Genomic DNA, 21,974 nt, shown 5'->3' on the forward strand with positions numbered 1-21,974 from the left:
AGTGATGACTTTAATAATCATCACTTCTATCTTACTTCTCTTATATATTATTTAAATTTATCCATTGTCCATCAAGGAACATCATTCCTGTTTTCATGGCGCCATTTGCATCAAAATAATATTTTTTACCATCTATTGTCTGCCATCCTCTCATCATCTGTCCAGAAGAATCTAGATAGTACCATACTTTTCCACTATATAACCAACCTGTTCTCATAGTTCCATCATCATTTATATAGTATTTATTCTTATTCCAAGTTATCCAGCCTTTTTGCATTATACCATGGTCATCTAAGTAATACCATTTACCTAAATACAATGTCCAACCCGTTTGCATTTCACCAAAATTATTGAAGAAATACCATTTTCCATCATAAGTGGCCCATACGTTAGTTTTCATCGCGCCATTAGCCTCAAGATAATACCAGAATCCTTTATCATAGAACCAGCCTGTTTGCATAATACCAGCACTATTTAAATAGTACCATTTACCGCTTTCATTTAACCAGCCTGTTTGCATATAACCATTTATATCCAAGAAATACCATTGATTATCATATTTAACCCACTCATTTTTAACTTGTACACCTGCAGCGTCATAGAATGTCCATTCTCCAGACACAAGAACCCAATCATTATGACCTTCAATGTCTCCTCTAATTATACTTAACTTATAAGTAGTAGTAGTCTTTCCATCTTCAGCAGTAACCTCTACTACGACAAGGTTTGCTCCTATATCAATATTTATATAATCAGATTGCCCATTAGTATATTCTTTACCATTTATTGTTACCTTAGCTTTATCATTTTGTGTTGTATATAATACCCTTACTCTTTCTATACTTCTATCTACCTTAACACTATATAGATATGTTTCAGGATCAAATTTTGGTGACATGGTTCCATCAGTTACAGAGAGATCATCTAGATTTACATTATCTTTAGAATACCTCCTTGTAACATTTAACACATAAGTATTACTGTTTCCTTTAGTATCTGTAACCTTTACGTTTATAACATTTCCACCTTCATCCAAGCTTATGTATTGTGAAGTTGCTCCGCTTGGCACTTCTTTTCCATTAACTGTTATGGTCGCATTAGGGTCCTCTGCTACAGGTTTTACCCCTATGGAAGTAATACTATTATCAACAGTTGCTGTATATTGATATATTCCTTTATTAAATCCAGGAAGAAGACTGCCCGAAGTTAGAGATAATCCTGTAAGATTTGCACTTCTAAATTGTTCGGTACGTGTTACTGTAATAGTATATGTACTTATATCTCCATCCTTTGTAGTAACAACTATATCAATTTCATTTTCCCCTTCATCTAATTTTATGTCCTTACTTTTATGACCGCTCTGTACAGTAGAACCATCAACTTTTATAGTAGATGAATTATCTACAGCTGTTGGAGTAAATGCAATTGATGTAGCAGTAGTTGCTACTGTTAATGCATAATCATATGTATCAGAATTAAATGCTGGAGATAATGAACCAGTTGAAGGCGCTAAAGCCTGTAATTTTGCCACACCTTTTTTGTTTATTGTCAATGTATATTGTTTAGATACATTTGAATAAGTTCTAGTTATATTTATAACATTACTTCCACCAACCAAGTTTATTTTTGCCTGAGTAGAACTGCCTCCACCATTAGCCGAGAATACTAAAGGTGTATTACTATCATCCAACATTTGAATTGTAGCAGTTTTTACAGTTGAATCTACAGGTCCAAGGGTAGCATCACCGCTAACTGCATCAGCATAAGAAACTGAAATAGGCTGCCCACCATCAAAAGAAACCTGTAGATTTTTAAATTGAAGTACTGAATCTACATTAAACTTCATCTTTATTTTATAATCTGTTGTAACATTATCTTTCTTCATTGTAACTGTAATAATAAAGTCACTATAATCAGTTATTGAGCCAACCGAATACGATTTTCCAGCTCCTTGTGGTGTAATTATCATCTTTTTAGGATTACTACTACTTACACCTGTAATAGTATATCCATTAGCAGTATCTGCTTGCAAAATGAATGATGAACCTATCTCAAGAGGCTCGCAAACATACCCATCTTGAGCATTTCCATCAATAACTTTTGGATCTGAGCTCGTATCTCCTACATACAAGTTCAAACCTGGTATCTGTGATTTATCATCGGTAGTAACTGCACCTGCTTTACTTATACTTCCAAATTGTACTGTTGTAAAAAATACAGTAAGAATCAGTAAGTAAGAAAAGATTCTTTTAAGATTAACATTTTTTACTCTCATCAAATATGTCCCCCCATTTATGCATCCTAAAGTATGTAATGATTTATTTAATAATATCTTTCGACATTTTAAACAATATAATATTATATATTTTGCAATTAACAATTTACAATGTACAATTGACAATTGACAATTACAGTTGGAATCCTTACAGGATTTCTTGAAAATGTAGAATTATTATTACAATTCATATATGTAAAAAACTCATATGTATATAATACCATTATTATCGATTATTTTCCACAAACCTTTAAATTATAGCGTTTATTTATGATAAATTTTATCTGGTAATATTAAGAATTAAAAACAATATAAAATTAATTGGTTAAAAGTGAGAACTTTTTGTCACTTTTAACCTTTTACTAAAATAATCTCAGCCAGTCCAGGATTCATTAAATTACATTTCCTATTATAATATACAAATGTTCCTTAAAATATTGGTTCTTTTTCATATTAAGCATATCTAAAAAATCTTTTTACAGACTTTAACCTCTATATTTTTTAATACATCTAATTATTATAATATCCATATTTGAATTCACCATATTCATTGAAATAATATGTGTATCCATCAATTATTATTGGACTTGTCCTAGCTGACCCGTCTTCATTAAAATAATAAAATACATTATCTTTAGAAAGCCATCCGCTATTCAGATCTCCCTCAACAGCATGCCTCATGTTTCCAATAAGATTAAAATAGTACCACTTTCTATCATAATATATCCATTCTCCAGATTTCATACTTCCATCAACGTTAAAGTAATACCATTCATCACCTAAATTCAGCCATCCTGTATGAATAGCCCCTGAATTGTCGAAAAAATACCACTTCTTTCCGTAGTACATCCACCCTGTACGCATATCTCCACTGGAGTTTAAATAATACCAATTATCATTACTTACTATCCAGCCTGTTGTCATAGTTCCGTCTCTTCTTAAATAATACCATTTTCCATCGTTGAAAACCCAGCCTATCTGCATTGCTCCTTTGGAATTCAAGTAATACCACTGGTCTTCGTATTTCACCCAACCTGTCTGCATTTCACCTTTAGAGTTTAAATAATACCAATTACCTTCATCATCTATCCAGCCTGTCTGCATATTTCCCATATTGCTAAAATGAAAATAACTTTTATATTTATTATCGTAATACCAAGTACCCTTTAAGCGATTTCCCAAAGCATCATTATATCTCCAGCGCCCATTTACTAATACCCATTGATTAGGTTTGAGTGCTGAATTAATAGCATCAGGAACATTAGGTGTTACAGAAATTCCAAGATATATATTTAAAGTATATTTTCCAACTCTGCCTGTATCTTTATCTTTAATTCCTATATTTATCGTATATTTAGCTATGCCCTTAAATTTAAGTTTAATTGAATTAGTCTCTTCATTAAGCTCTACTCCATTAACAGTAATTGAGTAAGAATCATCTTCTGGTACTGTCTCAAGCTCAACAACCTCCGCATCTTCATCTAATTCTACATTATAAGAAGTACTACTCTTATTAAAACCAATTGTATTACCATCTATATCAATATCCTTTAAGTAAACAGCTTCCTTGCCGCCTCTAAAGATATAAACAGTATATTCTGATATAGTTTGAGTCTTATCATCTTCAACTTCTATTTTAACCTTATTTTTTCCTTTATCCAAAGTCAGTTCTTCTTTATAATAATTATCCTTAGTTACCACATCTCCATTAACTTTCACAATGTCATTAGGATCATCCGGTTTTGCCTTAATGAACGCTTCCTCAGTATCTTTATCAACATCTACAATATAAGAGTATACATCCTCAGAAAAACTTATATTATCTCCTTCGCTCACATAAATACCTTTTAAATGAGGTTCATCATCTTCTTCCGCATAAGCCCTTATAGTCATTAGACTTAAACAACTTAACTCTATAATGCAAAAAATACCTGCAACAAACAATATGGTTATTATGTTTTTTATTTTATTTCCCATATCTCGTCTCCTCTTTAGGCGCATTCCAAAAAAATAACTAAATTCCATTTCCCTGGATACTCTTAATTATCGTATGGCTGCAATCCCCCTGCCTGGCTCACTATAAATTATCACCTGCTCTCTAACAAAATCCAGCAGTTTTTGACCCACTCTATTCCTTCGTGCGCCTTATCTGATGTCTAGATTTACATTCTCTATAATAATGGTAACATATGTGATGCTTTACTGTAAACTTAATGGAAGCTTCCAAAATATTAATTTTATATTAATTTTTATCAAAGAAAATCTTAAGATAAAGAAAAAGCTGCTACTATAGTGATTTTTAATCACTATAAGTAGCAGCCTTTTACTCTTAAGACTTAATAGTATGAATCTTTTATCTTTCGTGTGTTAGAGGGGTGAGCTCAAGAATGAGCAAATAAACTTGTCTCACAATTCACCACCTTTAATTATACATCTTGTCTTTATTAATCCAGACATAACTATAGTCTTTTTTAAGGAAACTCGACTCGCATACGCTCGCTGAGTAAGAGATTTGGGTTCTCTACTTAACCCAAGCTCCTGATGCGTTTAATTTATAGCCATCAACAACTGTGTTAGCTAACATTGCACCTGATGCATTTAAGTAATACCAAGTTCCATTGTCATTTAACCAACCAGTAGCCATTGCTCCTGATGCTTTTAAGTAGTACCAAGTTCCGTTATCATTTACCCAACCAGTAGCCATTGCTCCTGATGCATTTAAGTAATACCAGTTAGCTCCATCTTGTACCCAGCCAGTCTTCATAGCACCTGATCCATTTAAGAAGTACCAAGTTCCGTTATCATTTACCCAGCCAGTTTGCATGATTCCGTTAGTATTTAAGAAGTACCAAGCTCCATCTTGTACCCAGCCTGTAGCTTTAGTTCCATCAGCTTTGTTGTATGACCAAGTTCCATCTGTATTCTTAACCCATCCAGCTGTTCCTGGAGTTTGGTCTGGAGGTGTAGTAGTACCAGTTCCACCTACAGTTGTATAGATATCTCCATCTTCTTCCCAAGCAATTAAATTGTTTTCGTCATATACATTTATTGAATCTAATGAACTATCAACACTGTAAACATCCTTGAATTCGTTGTTTGCAAATTCAGAAACTTTTCCGTCTGCAACAACCCAAACATTTCCATCAATGTCAATATCATATGCGCCGCTTGCATTATCAGCATCTATATCGTCCGAATCATTCTTTTCTGCTACATAAGCATCTACTTTGTTAGTAGTTACTTGAACGTCGTTAACTTTTGAATATTCAAGTTTTTCTTTCTTTAAATCGATAGATGTTACTTTAACATTACCATCAGTAACTTCAACAGCAAGTAATTGATTTCCAGCTACTGATACTGTTCCGTTTTCTAAAGCATTGTTTATTGCAACTGTAGCGTCTTTAGAATCATCTGAATCTAATTGATCGTTAGCTCCAAGAAGTTCATAAGATTCCACTGTCTTTGGAACATAAGCTCCATCAACTTGATCTCCTTGTGCTTTAGATATTTTTTGGATATAAGTACGTTGAGTAGTTGTCTTACCATCTAAACCAGAAACTGCTGAACCTGTTGTAGTTCCTGACATAATTGCATTTTCAGCTGTATCTGTTATATTAACTTTTACTAATGCATAGATATAATCCTTATCTTGTGTTAATACTTTTGGTGCTTCTACTAATGTAGCCAATAAACCTGAATCATCATCAAGATCATCTGCATCATTACTGAACTCTTCTACTTTAACCATTTTACCTTTTTCTGTGCTGTACGCATATATATTGGCTACATGAGACGCATCTACATATTTTCCTGATCCGTCAGTGAAACCATATAGTAAACTATCAGTTCCAACTGTATTAGTTTTTCCATCTGCACCTGATTCTGGAGCAACACTATATGAATACCAAGTTTCTCCGAATTTGTTTCCTTTTAATATTGAATCTTCATCTAAGTTTACTGAAGATATAGCTCCATATCTGTCAGTTTTCTTTAAAGAAGTTCTTACTTTAGTAGCTGCTGTATCTGCATCATCTTCTGGAGTTGTATCATCAGTTACATCTCCATTTGATAAGTCTACTAAATATTCATCACTTCCATCAGCAACATATCCATATTTGCTTGAGTATTCGCCTTCAATGTCTGCATCTTGAATATCTTCTAATAGCTTGTCTTTATCACCTGAATTGTAATAAAGTCCATTGTCATCATCATCATTTTTGTATCCTTCAAAAAGATACTTTCCACCATCAAAAGCTATTGCTTTTTCAATAGTTCCATCTTTAGTTTCTAATCTGTCTGATGCACTAGCTCCAGTTGCTGGTACTAATGAAATAACTGCTGCTGCAGCTATTAATAGTGATGTAGTTTTTTTCATTCTTTTTATCATTCGTATATTCCTCCTAAAGTTTTATCTTCTGGTTTTTTAATAATTTACTAGTAGTACTTTGATTTAAAAATATTCATTTGGCTTACAAATATTATTATAGCAACTTCATATACCCTTGTCCACACTTTTTGTTGAAAAATTGTATTTAATTGGAGGTTTTTATTAGCAGTTTTTGAATTTAATATTATTTTTTTCTGCATCTTTTTCTTTTTATGACAATTTACTTTATGTTTTTACATATTAAGGATATATTCAAGCTGTTTTCTTAAGTTTTTTCTTCCATGATATTATATACATCTGGATTTTTTACTTTTGGGTACCCTTATTACTGTATAGGCTTAATTACACATACTTTATTTTAATCGTAAGCGCTGGAACAAATACCGTCATGTAAATAGACCTTCAATTTGATATGCTCTAATAAAGTAAATCAGATTGGAGGTTTTTAATATGGCATCCACAAATGAAAATCTGCTCCTTTGGGAGCAACGGATCAATGAAAGAAATGAAAGTGGTATGACAGTCAAAGAATGGTGTGAAAAGAAAGGAATTAGTAAACATAAATATAATTATTGGAATCACAAAATACTAACTAGAAAAGAAAAGCCTGTTGAAAAAATAGCATTTACTGAAATTACCCCAATCCTTTCAGAAAATGATAATCTAGTATCAAACTCAAATAAATCTGATGATTTTCAGATACTCTACAAAGATATACAGGTTACGATTCCAAGCAATTTTAATCAAAATTCTTTAGCAGCACTAATGAGGGTTCTGCAAGAATTATGATGCACCATATAGCCGATGGGGCGGAGCACATATATCTTGCACTCGGTGCCACCGATTTTCGCAAGCAGCAAAACGGACTAGCCGCATTGGTTTCATTGAAATTTAATCTTAATCCATACTCTGGTACAAGTGTTTTCTTATTTTGCAATAAAAGGCACACCTCTCTTAGAGCACTTAGATGGGACAAAAATGGATTTATATTAGTTACAAAGTTTCTTTCTGATGACATGAAATTTCAGTGGCCAAAAAATGAAGGAGAAGTACGTGATATAACCAAACGTCAAATGGAATGGCTTTTAGATGGGCTACAAATTGATCAGAAAAAAGCACATCGAGAAAGGATTGACACTACGGGAATGATTTTCTAAAATCGTCTAAAAAGCTAGTAAAATAGCCACTTTTCTGGTATAATATAAGTAGAGAATTAACTAGAAAGGAGCCTTTGCTATGCAGTTTTTAGATAAGAAAGATTTACGAATTAAAGAACTTGAAAATGAAAATAAAAAACTGCAAGAAAAGGTGAATATGTTAGAGCATAATGTTGAACTCCTTACTCAAGCGGTTTTGCATGCATCAAAACAACGTTTTGGGGCGTCAAGTGAAAAAACTCCTAAAACAGATGGGCAATGCTCTCTTTTTGGTGAAACATATGATGAAATTCTAGATGAAAGCAAAATTATAAATATTAAAGAACATAAAAGACCTGTAAGAAAAAAAGGTGACAGAGAAAAATTAATTAAGGCACTGCCACACGAAGTAGTTGAATGTGTTCTTGATGGAGAAGCTTTGTGCAAAATCTGTGGAAGTGATCTTAAAGTAATTGGAAAGAAAAAAGTAAGATCGGAAATGGAATATATTCCAGCAAAGCTTATAATAAAAGATTATGTTCAATATGTATACAAATGTATTGAGTGTGGGAAAAATGATATAAATCCATATGATTCTATATATTGTGCACCTGTACCAGCACCTGTGCTTACGCATTCCGTCGCTTCGCCTTCAATTATAGCCTGGCTAATGTATCAAAAGTATATGATGTCTATGCCGTTATACCGTCAGGAAAAAGATTTTAAAAGGATGGGTGCTGAACTTAAAAGAGATATGATGGCAAATTGGATAATACATAGCTCTGAATATTGGCTAAAGCCCCTATATGAACTCATGCATAAACAATTATTAAAGTGCAGTATTATCATGAGTGATGAGACAACATGGCAGGTAAACAAGGAAAAAGATAAGAAAGCATCTAGTAAATCATATATATGGATACATAGAACTGAGGACTGTGAAGGTCCGCCAGTAATTCTATATCAATATACTAGCAGTCGTGCTGGAGATCATGCAAAAGCTTTTTTAGATGGATTCACTGGTTATCATGTAAGTGATGCGTATGCAGGATATGAGAAAGTTGAAGGAATCACTAGATGCTTGTGCTTTAGCCATCTAAGAAGATATTATCTTGATGCTATCCCACTAGATTCTGGTAAGAAAGAGATTTCAGGATCCGGCGGAGCCATTGGACGGGCTTATTGTGATAAACTCTTTAAATTCGAAAGAAAATGGAAAGAGTTATCTCCAGAAGAAAGAAAAAATAACAGGATTATATATAGTATCCCTATATTGGATGCCTTTTTTGCATGGGCAGAAAAAACAGTTACAAAACAAGAGCCCTTAAGAAAGGCGCTGTATTATACATTAAATCATAAAGAATATTTTTCAAACTTCTTGCTTGATGGAAGAATACCTTTATCAAATAATTTATCTGAAATTGCTGTGAAACCAGTAGCAATTACAAGAAAAAATTCGTTATTTTCAGATTCGCCAGCTGGGGCGGAAGCGTCAGCAATTATATTTAGCATTATAAATACAGCCGCAGCTAATAATCTAGATGCATACAAGTATTTGGAGTATATATTCCGCAATTTACCTAATATTAATTTTACATCAAACGATTCTGTTCTTGAAGAATATTTACCATGGGCAGATCAAGTGCAACTTGAATGCAAAATAAATACAGAAGAAACTAACCCAAAGGAGGAGAATATAAGTGAGTCAGCCTAATATAGACTATATGATGAATATGACTAAAGAATTTCTTAGCGGAAGAATTGACGAAATAGCTTATACTCTAGATTTTCCATATGAACTTGAAAAAAGATACAATAAAATGCACAGAGAAGATGATGATTATTGTGAATTGATATATGAATGTCTTTATGAAGAAGGAATAGCTATTTTTAATGACTTATCAGATTCTGAATTTAAAAAACTTATTCGAAAACAATATAACTACATAAAGAAAATTGCAAAAGAAGGTTTTTATTAAAAAAGTAGCTTCTCAAGTTCCTGAGAAGCTACTTTTTTTCAATACGGCAGGTGTTCCACCGCTTACATTTTAATCTTCAGGATTATCTATAAACATTACAATTATAAGTAATTAAATTACAGCCTAATTGGGGTATTGGGTATTACTTTCTACATTCATTCAAGCTCAACGTACTCCAAATATAAAAAAAATATGGACAACTAAGACCATTTAATTTGTCCTATCTGTCCATATTAATGATTTTTAGTTGAAATTAAAACAGCTTATTAATTTCATAAATATAATCTTAGAAATCCTTCAAATGTATAACCTTCATAAAAATCTTCCATAAATCTATCCATTTAATTATAGCCTAAAACATAGACAATAGGTATAGATAAGACTTAACAGGCATCTTTTATATATAACTTTTCCGTAATCATTTATATGCTTCTTTAAATTTTCATTATTTATACTTTCATACTGCTTTATCTATTTCATTAAATTTACTCAAGGCACATATAATATAGTTTAATTCTCCATCTAGTAACCCATACATAAACTATAATTCTCCTTCAAACCTGTCATGCATTTTCTTTAACTCAGGAAAATAAATACCTTTGTCAAAAATGACTATTCCCTGCCTTCTTATATTGTTTTTTAACTCCTCTTTAGATATCTTATAAAAATCTACTACATCTATAGTATATATAATATCAAGATCCTCAAAATCATTTAATTTTTCATTGAATCTTATATCCATTTTTCCTCCACTATAATCAATAAATTTAATATATACTTTGAAATTCAACCTTTTCTTTTTTTATAATTTTATTGTACAATATCAATTTCCTTACCCTTAAATACAATTGCAAGTTTCATTACATTTTTTATTCCTTTACTAATAAGTTCCTGTTCATATTTATTTTCTTCAATCTGCTTTAATGCCTCCTGTGCAGCTGTATCTATAGTTTCTTTTGATAGTTCATTTATTTTTTTGAATTCAATAATGATCCCTAATTTTGATATATCTTTTGGAATTATCATTACATCATATCTTCCATAACCACTTTCCTTATTTGATTTAACTTCATAACTTTCCGAAAGTGATACAAGCATCCCAAGAACAAATGCATGATATAATCTTTCCGGCTCTTTCCCAGACACATCAAAATAACTTAGATTATCTAAAACAAAATCTTGAAATATAAACCCAAAATTTTCTATATCTCCGCATGTTAATCTATTTAACATTTCTTCATATTTTTGATTAGTTAAAGTTTCTTTGAACCATTTCTCAATTAAATTTTCATAAAATATATGAACTTCTTCATTGGGAATTTTAAGTTCACAGTTTAATCTCCCCCTAATAACTTCGGTTTTTACAGCTTTCAAATACCCACTTAAAATCAAAAAGCTCCAAATATTTTCATTTGAATCTTCAACTTCAGACATTACTATATTATCATCTATTATTTTATTTATTGATTTTCCTTCTATAAGTTCTTCAAGTTCAATTTTTAGATTATTGTCACCTTTAAGCAATAATCTTTTAATCAAATCATTGCTGCTGCTGTTAATCCAATAAGGCATAAAGCCGACTTCATTGTTATCAATATAATTTAGTACTGACCATGGATTATATATTATTTTCCCTCCAAAAATATATCCATTATACCAAGCTTTAATTTTTTTACTCCTATCATCTAAATCATAATATTGTAGAAGTTCTCTTAACTCCTCTTCTGTAAATCCAAACTTATCCCTAAATTTAAAACCTAATATCGTATTTACTTGTAAATTATTAAGTCCTGAAAATATACTTTCCTTCGCAACTCTAAGAATTCCTGTAATCAATGATTTTTCAACATACGGATTATCTTTAAGTGCTGAGGTTAATAAATTTCTTATGAGTACAATCATCTCATCGTAGTACCCACGTAAATAGCCTTCTTGAATTGGTACATCATACTCATCTATAAATAGCATTACCTTTTTCCCATAATGCTTATTCATATACCCCATAAGTGAACTTATTCCATTACACACTTCAGCAATGGATGCCTTTTTCGCCATCACATCCATATAATCCTGTTTATCTATTTTAGATAATTTATCACTTTCAAGCAAGTATTCATGTTCCTTATAAAGATTTGATAATAAAAACATAAGTCCATCTTTAAAATCTTCATAAGTTAAATATTTTTCATTTTTGAAAGTAATAAAGATAACAGGATATGCCCCTTGAAGCTCCATAATTTCTTTTTCATTTTCTATCTTTAAACCTTTAAATAAGTCTTTAGTTTCTTCCTTTGTTCTTATATCAAAAAAATACCTAAGCATGCTTAAATTTAATGTCTTTCCAAACCTTCTTGGTCTTGGTGTTAAGATGATTTTTGCTCCATTTTCTATGAATTCCTTTATTAATAAACTCTTATCTACAAAGTAATTATTTCCTTCTATTAATTCTTTAAAGTCAGAGGCCCCTATTTGTATAGTTTTTTTCATCTAAGTATCACTTCCTCTCTATAGATTTTCAATTATAAATATTAAATTAACAGTTTTGCTACTCACTTAAGTTCATGCATAACTCTGAATCATTAGAAATTAATAATCTATAATATACATCCATTTATAAAACATATTTGTTACTTTTAATTATACCCTATAATATATTTGCTTAAAACAACAAAGTGGCTATGGCAGACTTCGATTGACAATTGACAATTGACAGTTAACAATTTAGGTTAAAATTCCTTACAGAATTTTTGAAATTTATATTTTTGAAAAGCTATAAGCTTTTCTTACTTCAAAAAAACAGATAAGATTCGCTTTAATTTATCTTACCTGTTATCTTTATTTATATATATTCCAATTAACAATGTACAATTGACAATGATTGATGAAATTCTTACAGAATTTCTAAAATTAAAAATGTACAGATTTAATTAGAACTTACATATATTATTTTTAATCCGCACCCGGTAAATTTATACAGAACTTTGACCCCTTAGGAATAAAAATTCCGGTTCTTCAACTTCTGGTGAGTTCTCATAAATATTAAATGGATCTAAATCCAAACATTTTGTTTCATCATAAGTTCCTTCTAAATCCCAAGCTAAAGTACCATTTAAAACAGTACAACAATTTTTGAATAAATTCAAATCTTGTAGTTTTGCAAATACACCTAATTTAACATCTTCGCTAGCATCATAGAGCCTTATAGAGCCGTCATCAAAATATACATATACTTTAAAATCATCTGTTGGTATTACTTGAATAACTTCTGGCATATATTCCATAAAATTCACCCCTTATGTTAATGGCGCTATTCTATATAAAGATTCATGATTTCTTGCAAGTTCCCAATTCTGCATTAACTCATCTTTATGAATCTCTCCCCATGCCAATATTAATTTTAATTGTCTTTTAGGGAAGTATCCTTTTAAGACTTTAACATTAATTATATCAACTAAAACTTTATTACCATTATATTCAGCATGAAAATGTGGTGGCACATGATCATTATAATTTATTGTAACTCTTATTCCAAAAAACAAACTTATTTCTGGCATAATATTCTCACCTCTTATAATGTAGTAATTTAATGCTAATGACTTAGTTCTTTCCTAATATCATTTATTTCTTTCTCTGATAATCCTGTTAACTCCATAATAATCTCGTTATTCATTCCAATTTCTATTGCCTTTATTGCTGTATCTTTTGCTTTCTTCTCAATTCCCTGCTCAATTCCCTGCTCAATTCCCCGTTCAATACCTTGTTTTAATCCTCTTTCTGTAGCTTTTTGCTGTATCTTATCTATAGTTTTTCCTAAATTGCTTACCATAATATCTACCTCCTCTTGATTAGATTTCTCGATTACAATATCTACTTCATTTTGCAATTCTTCTGCAAGCCTTGGTTTTACAATATTTTTAAGCCATAGTTTGAATACACTGAACTGCTCTGGTGATACTTTTTTTAAAATATATATCATTTTTCTTAATCTTCTCACCAGCTCTTCTTCATTCATTTCTTGATCCAATAAAAATATTGCTGACACTAAATTGGATATACTAAATAATTCGTCATCTGAATATCTATTTATATCAAATAGCATATAATTAAAATTTAATACATTATCTTCAAATAACTCATATCCACTTAACGTTTCTCTAAAATTCGTCTTTGCTGTCCATTTGTTTTTTCCATTATACAATACTATTGGAACAATTGCTGGCAGCCTAAAGTTTTTTCTTTTCCTTTCAATCTTATTAGTATTCTTAAGTATATCTCTCCATACTTCTACCATATAGAATAGCAATCGCATTGGCATTTGAAAATCCACTTTTGACTGAAACTCCAACAATACATAAAAGACTACTTCCTTCCCACTTATATCAGCCTTATATAATATATCTGATTCTTCTTCCTCAAAGCCTGAGAGTATGTATGACTTATCAACTAAAATTAAATCTTCCTCTTTTATCAGGTTTGCCCATTCTTTTTTTATAAAACTTTTTAAGAATTCTAAAAAAGTACTTTTATGTGAAAATAAATGCTTATATCCTACGTCATGTTCATGATGCACGTTTTTGTTTTTCAAGTTCTAACCTCCTTAGATTCCTTACCTTAATTATAACCTATTTTTTATATTCTTAAAACAAAAAACAGCTAGGATAAAATTAATAACTTTATCCTAGCTGAAATAACTTACTTAATCCAAGCTCCATTTGCTCCTAATTTATAACCATCTACTGTTGTATCTGAAACCATTTCACCTGAGTATTTTAAGTAATACCAAGTTCCATTATCATTTAACCAGCCTGTTTTCATTGCTCCTGAAGCTTTGTCTAAATAATACCACTGGCCATTAATATATTTCCAGCCTGTATCCATAACTCCATCTGCTGGATCTAAATAATACCATACTCCGGCCGAAGCTTGTAACCAGCCTTTAAACTTAGTACCATCTGCATTATTGTAGCTCCAGCTTCCATTTGTTAAAACCCAGCCTGCTTGTACTGTGTTTCCTGGAGTTGTAGTATTTCCTGTTCCAGTGCCAGCACCAGTATCTGCATTTCCATTATCATCTGAGGTTTCTGAGCCTTTACTTATTATAGAATAAATTTTATCATCTGCATTCCAAGCAATTAAGTTATCTTTATCATAGACTGATAAATCTGTATATTCCTCATCGTCATCTACCGTATAGATCTTTTGGAAATCCTCATCATTATCAAACTCATAAACAGCTTCATCTGATGCAGCCCATAGGTTTCCTTGCGAATCAATGTCTACATCACTGTCACCATTTAAAAGTTTTACATGATCATAATCTCCTAATTCAATATAATAGGTTGAACTCTTAGTTTTTAAATTAACTAACTGTGCTTCAATGGAAGTACTATCAACCTTATAATTAACTAATTTTCCTCCTGCTACTGTGAAATCAGCTGCATCTTCATCTAAAAGTTCAACGGTCTTACCATCTTTATCAGAAAGCATATAACTATCGACATCCTTAGCATATCTAATTCCATCAACTTTTCCTGATGCCTGGTTTTTTGATATAACCTGAATAACCTCAAAACTTACTGCTGTCCCATCGCTTGATGCAGAAATAGCTGTAGCACTTGAGCTTACTGTTATTCCATTAACTTCTTTTACAGTAACTCCACTCCTTACAGCCTTAACCGTAATTTTAGCTAATCTGTAAATATTATTCGAATCTTGTCCAATAACTTTAGCATTACTAACCTGAGCTGTCACATTAGAATCTTCATTATTAGTATTTTGAATATTGGATGTTTTTCCATCACTTAGTTTTACCTTTATCTTTCCTATATTATAGTCAGCATCTATGTATTTACCGCTAGCATCTGCGTAAACATTAATTGTACCAGCGCCGCCATTTATACTGCTATCTTTTGCAGTATACTGAGTCTCATACCATGCATCTGAAAACTTAGCTCCTCTAAGTGCAGTTACATCTTTGATTTCTTTAGCGTCACCATCATCAATTCTTCCGTCATTATCACTTTTAATCTTACTCCTTAAAGCTACCGCAATATCATCTAAAGCCTTTTCTTGAAGCTCATCATCACTTACCTTCCCAGATGATAAATCAACGTAATAATCTCCATCTTCAACTTTAACATACTTACTTCCATAAATTTCAGCCTTATCATCAGAATCAATATCATCTAGTTCTGAATATTTACCATCATTTAAATAATAAGCAGCTTCATCTTTCTTATAAGGCTCCCCACCTATATAAAACTTTCCATCTTTATAAGCTATAGCATTATAAATTTCTCCCTTTTTTGATTGTAATTCATTAGAACTTGCTGCTTTTACACTAGTTTGCATAACTGAAACCATTGCTGCAGCAATTACTAATAATGATATTATTTTATTTGTCCTTTTAAACATACTTTTCCCCCTATAACTCCTTTTAATTCAATGTATTAAATACTTTTATCCATTATATCATAATTATGCTAATTAAGTTGTAAAATAAATGTGTAATATACATTTAATACCTGTTAGGAAAATCCTGTAAGAAGTTCAACCTAATTGTCAATTGTACATTGTGAATTTTTAATTGCAAAATATATATTTATGCTTAATTTTTATGTCTTTCACCTAAAAACTTTCCTATAAAGCGAACTCCAAAATTTGGTAGCAAATTAATAATCACCTTGATATTTCTCTCTTCAATGGCCCGCTTCAATACATATTTAGCTAATGCTATTCCACTTTCATTACCCTTATATTTGAAAAAGTATGAATTTTCTCTAAAAAACATACCAGTATCAAAATATCTTTTAAATAATTGCTTAAAAGTAAATACATGAGAATGGTAGACTTCTGAATCTGCACAATACTTTATTTTATAGCCAGCTTGTATCAATTTGTGCGAAAAATACATGTCTTCGTTTATTATTAAATTCTTCCCATCATAAGCTTTTAATTTCTTATAAATTTCTGCATCAACTGCTGATGCTGCATCTGAATAAAAGAATGTTAAAATTCCATATCTTTGTATATCTTTTTTAGATACTACCCTGGATACCTCTGGATAATTCTTTTCCCTAATATACTTTTCTATAGTATTATTCTCGCATATCTGTCTGCTAAAACTCGCCTCACATTCTTTGTTTATTATTGGCATTATTAGATTTTCCAACCAAAAATCATCTTTCATTTTTACATCTTGAGATATAAAAACAATTATATCACTACTCGTTTTCATTGCTATCATTTCCCTAGTTTTGCCATGAGAAAATTCCTCTGGACATATAACACAGTAATTACAATTCAATTTATTTAATATACTTTCACTTTTATCAGAGCCTCTAGTTACAACATATAAAATTTCTAAATCTTGATTTTTATCTAGCTTCTGATTTAAAAGTTTATTATTTAATTCTTCTATATACTTCTCTCCATTGTATACTGGACAAATTATTGATATTTTCATTATATAATACCTCATTTAATTTATAGCTATATTAATAAAGTATAACATTTTACATAACAAATACTCAATGACAAAAGAACCAGTTTATTCTTAAATTTAATCTCAATATATATATTAAATTATAACTTATATAAATTATTATTCTTTTTTATTAACATTAGCAAAATGTTCAATCGTTACTGATAACCCTGCTGATACAAAAATTGTTGAGAATATAAATCCAGTTATAATTGTAACCATTGATAATATTTTTGATACTTCACAAACCGGATATAAATCTCCATATCCTACCGTAAAAAAAGTAATTACCACAAAATATAACGCATCTCCCCATGATATTAATTCACGGCTATAACAATCGCTACCATATATGCTCTGAAGCTTAAAAGTTATATTAGTTAATGAAACAATTGCGAATGAAATGTTAATTATAGAAATACACCAGATACTCTTCACTGATACTTTCTTTTTTAATATAACTGTGACTATCCTGGCAATTGATATAATATTAATAACATATAATACTATACTCGCACCTATAAAAGCTTCTGGATATTCAACTTGTTCATTATATATTTGATAAAATAAAATTGAAAACGTAACAATTGAATTTATCAATATCATATTAAGCACCTTATCACTCATTGCTATAATTTCTTTAAATCCAATAATCACTACAAAATATATCACCCATAATAATAAAATTATAAACAATGAAGCGCTAACAGCTACAAAAATGCGAATCAAATCACCTTTATCATTTTCATTTATAAATACAAATATCCCAACTGCTATCCCTATAATAAAGTGGATTAACATAAAGATAAAAACCATACAAAATTTTACATTATAAATTTTAGGTTTATTACCTCCTGTACTAGTTAAATAGTGTGACAAAAATATTCTATTTTTAAATAAAATATAATATAAATATATAATACTAACTATTGTCATACAAAATATTATAATGTCTCCCATTTTCCAACCTCCTACGTAACAATGGGTTTATTGAAACACATATTAATTATAGTAATCAATATTCTATAAAAAATTTGTATTAATCATGCAAAATTAACAAAATCACTTATATAACTTAAATATACACCTATATCCAATTAAAGTGTTTACATGCATATTCTATTCCATCTTCATTATCTTTTTTAGTTATAAATGATGCCAATTTTTTAACTTCTTCACATGCATTTCCCATTGCAATAGAATTTTTTGCATAATTAAACATGCCTATATCATTTTTCCCATCTCCAAATACAATAATATCTTCTAATTCCAAATTATTCCTTTTCCTTATATATTCTATTCCTCTTTCTTTGAATTCAAATTCAATATATACATAAGAACCATTATTATAAATTGTAAAGTCTCTAATTGTTTCTATTTCATTAATACATTCATAATTATAAAACAACAGTTTTTGCGTAGGCTTTTCTAAAAATTTTTCTTCATTTATAAATTTTGCATTTATGTAAGAAGTAAAAAATGCTCTATTAACCAGTTTTATTTTATTAAATAACTTTATTTTTTTTAGCGCCTTAATAAGAAACATATATAAATCAAATTTTATACCTTGATATGGTGCATAATACTCTCCCTTACAGACACTAACCATAATTATATTATACTTTCTGCACTGTTTTAATATATCTTTCAACTTCTTTTTATCAAAAAATACTTGGTTCTCTATATTATTATTAATGACAACAGTTCCTCCACCTGCACATATTGCATGTTCAACATCAATCTCTTTCATTATGGATTTAATTTCATTATCCCTTCTGCCTGTGGCCAAGAATACAACATGTCCTAATTCTTTTAACCGTTTTATAGTCTTCTTAGTTGATTCCGGTATGCTATGGTTATACGGCTTTATTGTTCCATCAATATCAAAGAAAAAATATTTCATACTTTTCCCCCCAGTTAATTAATGCATTATGTTAAACTTTGATTATCTCTAAAAAATTATTATTATAAAATCTACAAACGTTATATAATTATTATATTATTTTTTTATAATATCATATTTAAAATTATCTAAAAAGAGTAATTCTTCACTATTTTATAAAACTATCTATTTTGTTATAATGACTTTTACAGAAATTATATATATATATATCACCTAATCACAATTATTGTACATAGAATTATTTGATGTAAAAATAGGACTTTACTATTGCAAAAAATTAGCCATCTTAAAATATAGAAATTTATCTTCTATATTTTAAGATGGCATTTAAGCCTTCTACTATTGATTAACTTATTCTTTATTTTGAAGGTATAAATTCATCACTCATTTCAACTTTACAAGTTGCACTTCCATCTGATGCCACATTTATATCATAAACTCTTGCAATCTGCATGCTTGTGATACTTTCATCATCCCAAAAGTCGTTGAATTTTAAGCTAGAAGTATTACCAGCACATTTAGTAGATTCTACAGAACAATCATATGTATTATTCTCATAGGCATAAATCACATAAATTCCTGCTTCAAAATTTTTGTTAGCTTTTAATATTATATTTTCATCACTTTTTGATGTAGTAATTTTAGATACATCAACATTCATTTCCCCACTTTTAGTAATAGATATCTTTTCTGATTTCACTACAGAGCTTTCGTCATCTTTAGGAGTTATTTGAAAAACTATATACTTTCCTTGCTCCATTTCTGCTAATGTGTCTGAAATTGATATTTCTTTTACATCACCGGCTTTGTATGCATGTTCATCCCAAGTGACGCTATCATTAGTCTCACCTTTACTATCATATTCTATTCCTTTTAACGCATAAGTTCCTGATTGGTTAACTTTAAATGTTAAAACTACATCGTTATCTTTAACTAATACCTGAGGTTTTGTTATAAATGTACCTGTAATATTTCCTGATTGAACTGTCACAACACAAGTTGCACTTTTTCCACTTCCATCATTTGCTGTACATGTTATTGTTGCCGTTCCTACTCCTACTGCTGTTAATTTTCCACTCGAACTCACTGTTGCTACTTTTGTATTACTAGATTTCCATGTTATTGCCTTATTTGTAGCATTATTAGGCAATACGGTTGCAGTAAAGGTTCCTGTTTTTCCTACTACCCAATTTAATTTTGTTGTATTTAATGCTACTGATGTCACTTTTACTGTTGACGGATTCGTTACTGTCACTACACAAACAGCTGATTTTCCACTCCCGTCACTTGCTGTACATGTTATTGTTGCCGTTCCTACTCCTACTGCTGTTAATTTTCCACTTGAGCTTACTGTTGCTACTTTTACATTATTTGATTTCCATATAAGGCCTTTATTGCTTGCATTATTTGGTAATACTGTTGCTGTAAATGTTCCTGTTTTTCCTATTGCCAATTTAATTTTGTTGTATTTAATGCCACCGATGTTACTTTTACTGTTGATGGTTTTGTTACTGTTACTACACAGTTCGCATACTTCCCACTTCCATCACTTGCTGTACATGTTATTGTTGCACTTCCTGCTCCTACTGCTGTTAATTTCCCCTTAGAATCTACTGTTGCAACCTTTGTATTACTAGATTTCCATGTTACTGCCTTATTGGTAGCATTATTGGGTAATACTGTTGCTGTAAATGTTCCTATATTTCCTATTGCCCAATTTAATTTTGTTGTATTTAATGCCACCGATGTCACTTTTACTGTTGATGGTTTTGTTACTGTTACTGCACAGTTCGCATACTTCCCGCTTCCATCACTTGCTGTACATGTTATTGTTGCACTTCCTGCTCCTACTGCTGTTAATTTCCCCTTAGAATCTACTGTTGCAACCTTTATATTACTTGATTTCCATGTAACACCTTTATTACTCGCATTACTTGGTAATATTGTTGCTGTAAAGGTTCCCGTTTTTCCTACTGCCCAATTTAATTTTGTTGTATTTAATGCTACTGATGTTACCTTTACTGTTGAAGCCGCTGCTACATTAGCAGTTTTTATAGTTACAGTATTTTCTTCAACTTTACTTTCTGCATTAGCTGCTATTGCAGAAAATCCTCCTAATTGCAATATCAATATCATTGTAAATGTAAATATAAATGTTCTTGATGACATTCTTCTTTTCATTATTGTCCCCCTTAATCCAAATAATATTATTTACTTCATAATTATATCAAATTTTTCATAATTATGTAATATGAAAAATTTAACTTAATTCATTTTTATACTATTATCGATAATTATAAAAATAGAGTAACTTTTTACTACTCTATATTAACTGTTATTGTTCCGATATCCGTTGATTTTTTTAGGTTTCCTGATAATCTTACATTCACTATACACGTATGATTTGCATATACTATTGCTGCTGATTTTATTGTTAATCCTTTAAATTATCTTCCAAATATTATATTTTTTGTATTTAAACTTTTTATAAAATCTCCACATTCCTCTATTCTTACTTGAATTGTTTGATTAATATTAGCACTTGGAGCTACTGATCCTACTTTTGATATTAACCCTGTCATAATTGATTTATCAAATAATTGAACTGCATTATTAGTACTTGATTCTGGTACTTCAATTACATTTCTTCCTGTACTTTCAGCGAATGCCACTGTAGGTTGCAAAAAAATTGTACATACACTTAAAACTAATAATTTAATGAGTAATTTTTCTTTTAAACATATTACTTTACTCCTTTTATTAAACATCATAAATTCTATGCTTTTGTATATTTTATATTTAACTCTTATA

Annotated in this window: 19 protein-coding genes; 4 read left to right on the plus strand and 15 right to left on the minus strand. The window is 30.3% G+C overall.

Features of this window, described 5'->3' with window-relative positions:
• Positions 1-40 precede the first annotated feature (40 nt).
• The 3 genes from CDLVIII_RS27375 to CDLVIII_RS27385 form a co-directional block, all read right to left on the minus strand.
• Positions 41-2,275 (minus strand): cadherin-like beta sandwich domain-containing protein, encoded by a 2,235-nt coding sequence (locus CDLVIII_RS27375; RefSeq protein ID WP_009172737.1) that lies wholly within the window; start codon positions 2,273-2,275, stop codon positions 41-43.
• Between the two features lie 510 nt (positions 2,276-2,785).
• The gene (locus CDLVIII_RS27380; RefSeq protein ID WP_009172738.1) at positions 2,786-4,252 is read right to left on the minus strand and encodes a cadherin-like beta sandwich domain-containing protein; all 1,467 of its coding nucleotides are present in this window, start codon (positions 4,250-4,252) and stop codon (positions 2,786-2,788) included.
• A 544-nt stretch (positions 4,253-4,796) separates the two neighbouring features.
• Complete coding sequence (locus CDLVIII_RS27385; protein WP_009172739.1) at positions 4,797-6,662, minus strand: N-acetylmuramoyl-L-alanine amidase family protein; 1,866 nt, start codon at positions 6,660-6,662, stop codon at positions 4,797-4,799.
• Between the two features lie 450 nt (positions 6,663-7,112).
• Between CDLVIII_RS27385 and CDLVIII_RS27390 the strand changes: the two genes are divergently transcribed.
• The 4 genes from CDLVIII_RS27390 (at position 7,113) to CDLVIII_RS27405 (ending at position 9,777) form a co-directional block, all read left to right on the plus strand.
• Entirely contained in the window at positions 7,113-7,451 is a 339-nt protein-coding gene (locus tag CDLVIII_RS27390) for a hypothetical protein (protein WP_009172740.1), read from the plus strand.
• An 86-nt stretch (positions 7,452-7,537) separates the two neighbouring features.
• Complete coding sequence (tnpB, locus tag CDLVIII_RS27395; protein ID WP_242835760.1) at positions 7,538-7,819, plus strand: IS66 family insertion sequence element accessory protein TnpB; 282 nt, start codon at positions 7,538-7,540, stop codon at positions 7,817-7,819.
• A 79-nt stretch (positions 7,820-7,898) separates the two neighbouring features.
• A complete protein-coding gene (locus CDLVIII_RS27400; protein ID WP_009172741.1) occupies positions 7,899-9,512 on the plus strand; it encodes an IS66 family transposase in 1,614 nt (537 codons plus the stop codon).
• Positions 9,499-9,777 (plus strand): hypothetical protein, encoded by a 279-nt coding sequence (locus CDLVIII_RS27405; RefSeq protein ID WP_009169737.1) that lies wholly within the window; start codon positions 9,499-9,501, stop codon positions 9,775-9,777. Before CDLVIII_RS27400 ends, CDLVIII_RS27405 begins: the two co-directional genes overlap by 14 nt.
• A 541-nt stretch (positions 9,778-10,318) precedes the next feature.
• Here the strand turns inward: CDLVIII_RS27405 and CDLVIII_RS27410 are convergent.
• The 12 genes from CDLVIII_RS27410 to CDLVIII_RS27465 form a co-directional block, all read right to left on the minus strand.
• The gene (locus CDLVIII_RS27410; protein ID WP_035301955.1) at positions 10,319-10,519 is read right to left on the minus strand and encodes a hypothetical protein; all 201 of its coding nucleotides are present in this window, start codon (positions 10,517-10,519) and stop codon (positions 10,319-10,321) included.
• A gap of 68 nt (positions 10,520-10,587) precedes the next feature.
• Positions 10,588-12,264, minus strand: coding sequence for an AAA family ATPase (locus CDLVIII_RS27415; RefSeq protein ID WP_009172742.1), 1,677 nt, complete (start codon positions 12,262-12,264; stop codon positions 10,588-10,590).
• 482 nt (positions 12,265-12,746) lie between these two features.
• Positions 12,747-13,058, minus strand: coding sequence for a DUF2442 domain-containing protein (locus CDLVIII_RS27420; protein ID WP_009172743.1), 312 nt, complete (start codon positions 13,056-13,058; stop codon positions 12,747-12,749).
• 12 nt (positions 13,059-13,070) lie between these two features.
• Positions 13,071-13,331 (minus strand): DUF4160 domain-containing protein, encoded by a 261-nt coding sequence (locus CDLVIII_RS27425; protein WP_009172744.1) that lies wholly within the window; start codon positions 13,329-13,331, stop codon positions 13,071-13,073.
• 35 nt (positions 13,332-13,366) lie between these two features.
• Positions 13,367-14,362: an Rpn family recombination-promoting nuclease/putative transposase gene (locus tag CDLVIII_RS27430; protein ID WP_009172745.1), complete on the minus strand. Its 996-nt coding sequence runs from the start codon at positions 14,360-14,362 to the stop codon at positions 13,367-13,369.
• A 107-nt stretch (positions 14,363-14,469) separates the two neighbouring features.
• A complete protein-coding gene (locus tag CDLVIII_RS32700) occupies positions 14,470-16,191 on the minus strand; it encodes an N-acetylmuramoyl-L-alanine amidase family protein (RefSeq protein ID WP_009172746.1) in 1,722 nt (573 codons plus the stop codon).
• 193 nt (positions 16,192-16,384) lie between these two features.
• Positions 16,385-17,242, minus strand: a complete 858-nt coding sequence (locus CDLVIII_RS27440) for a glycosyltransferase (protein ID WP_009172747.1) — start codon at positions 17,240-17,242, stop codon at positions 16,385-16,387.
• A 138-nt stretch (positions 17,243-17,380) separates the two neighbouring features.
• Entirely contained in the window at positions 17,381-18,220 is an 840-nt protein-coding gene (locus CDLVIII_RS27445; RefSeq protein WP_009172748.1) for a potassium channel family protein, read from the minus strand.
• 127 nt (positions 18,221-18,347) lie between these two features.
• Entirely contained in the window at positions 18,348-19,163 is an 816-nt protein-coding gene (locus CDLVIII_RS27450; RefSeq protein WP_009172749.1) for an HAD family hydrolase, read from the minus strand.
• Between the two features lie 358 nt (positions 19,164-19,521).
• Positions 19,522-20,616: an Ig-like domain-containing protein gene (locus CDLVIII_RS31670; RefSeq protein ID WP_009172750.1), complete on the minus strand. Its 1,095-nt coding sequence runs from the start codon at positions 20,614-20,616 to the stop codon at positions 19,522-19,524.
• Positions 20,607-21,344, minus strand: a complete 738-nt coding sequence (locus CDLVIII_RS27460) for an Ig-like domain-containing protein (RefSeq protein WP_009172751.1) — start codon at positions 21,342-21,344, stop codon at positions 20,607-20,609. Before CDLVIII_RS27460 ends, CDLVIII_RS31670 begins: the two co-directional genes overlap by 10 nt.
• Before the next feature lie 266 nt (positions 21,345-21,610).
• Entirely contained in the window at positions 21,611-21,934 is a 324-nt protein-coding gene (locus CDLVIII_RS27465) for a hypothetical protein (RefSeq protein ID WP_009172752.1), read from the minus strand.
• Between the last annotated feature and the right edge of the window lie 40 nt (positions 21,935-21,974).

It is taken from the genome of Clostridium sp. DL-VIII (assembly GCF_000230835.1).
Lineage (GTDB): Bacteria > Bacillota > Clostridia > Clostridiales > Clostridiaceae > Clostridium.

What these genes read in the sequence shown, in the direction of transcription:
- CDLVIII_RS27375 (WP_009172737.1), bottom strand. Translation starts at nt 2,275, where the DNA reads ATGAGAGTAAAAAATGTTAATCTTAAAAGAATCTTTTCTTACTTACTG.
- CDLVIII_RS27380 (WP_009172738.1), bottom strand. Translation starts at nt 4,252, where the DNA reads ATGGGAAATAAAATAAAAAACATAATAACCATATTGTTTGTTGCAGGT.
- CDLVIII_RS27385 (WP_009172739.1), bottom strand. Translation starts at nt 6,662, where the DNA reads ATGATAAAAAGAATGAAAAAAACTACATCACTATTAATAGCTGCAGCA.
- CDLVIII_RS27390 (WP_009172740.1), top strand. Translation starts at nt 7,113, where the DNA reads ATGGCATCCACAAATGAAAATCTGCTCCTTTGGGAGCAACGGATCAAT.
- CDLVIII_RS27400 (WP_009172741.1), top strand. Translation starts at nt 7,899, where the DNA reads ATGCAGTTTTTAGATAAGAAAGATTTACGAATTAAAGAACTTGAAAAT.
- CDLVIII_RS27410 (WP_035301955.1), bottom strand. Translation starts at nt 10,519, where the DNA reads ATGGATATAAGATTCAATGAAAAATTAAATGATTTTGAGGATCTTGAT.
- CDLVIII_RS27415 (WP_009172742.1), bottom strand. Translation starts at nt 12,264, where the DNA reads ATGAAAAAAACTATACAAATAGGGGCCTCTGACTTTAAAGAATTAATA.
- CDLVIII_RS27420 (WP_009172743.1), bottom strand. Translation starts at nt 13,058, where the DNA reads ATGGAATATATGCCAGAAGTTATTCAAGTAATACCAACAGATGATTTT.
- CDLVIII_RS27425 (WP_009172744.1), bottom strand. Translation starts at nt 13,331, where the DNA reads ATGCCAGAAATAAGTTTGTTTTTTGGAATAAGAGTTACAATAAATTAT.
- CDLVIII_RS32700 (WP_009172746.1), bottom strand. Translation starts at nt 16,191, where the DNA reads ATGTTTAAAAGGACAAATAAAATAATATCATTATTAGTAATTGCTGCA.
- CDLVIII_RS27440 (WP_009172747.1), bottom strand. Translation starts at nt 17,242, where the DNA reads ATGAAAATATCAATAATTTGTCCAGTATACAATGGAGAGAAGTATATA.
- CDLVIII_RS27445 (WP_009172748.1), bottom strand. Translation starts at nt 18,220, where the DNA reads ATGGGAGACATTATAATATTTTGTATGACAATAGTTAGTATTATATAT.
- CDLVIII_RS27450 (WP_009172749.1), bottom strand. Translation starts at nt 19,163, where the DNA reads ATGAAATATTTTTTCTTTGATATTGATGGAACAATAAAGCCGTATAAC.
- CDLVIII_RS27460 (WP_009172751.1), bottom strand. Translation starts at nt 21,344, where the DNA reads ATGAAAAGAAGAATGTCATCAAGAACATTTATATTTACATTTACAATG.
- CDLVIII_RS27465 (WP_009172752.1), bottom strand. Translation starts at nt 21,934, where the DNA reads ATGATGTTTAATAAAAGGAGTAAAGTAATATGTTTAAAAGAAAAATTA.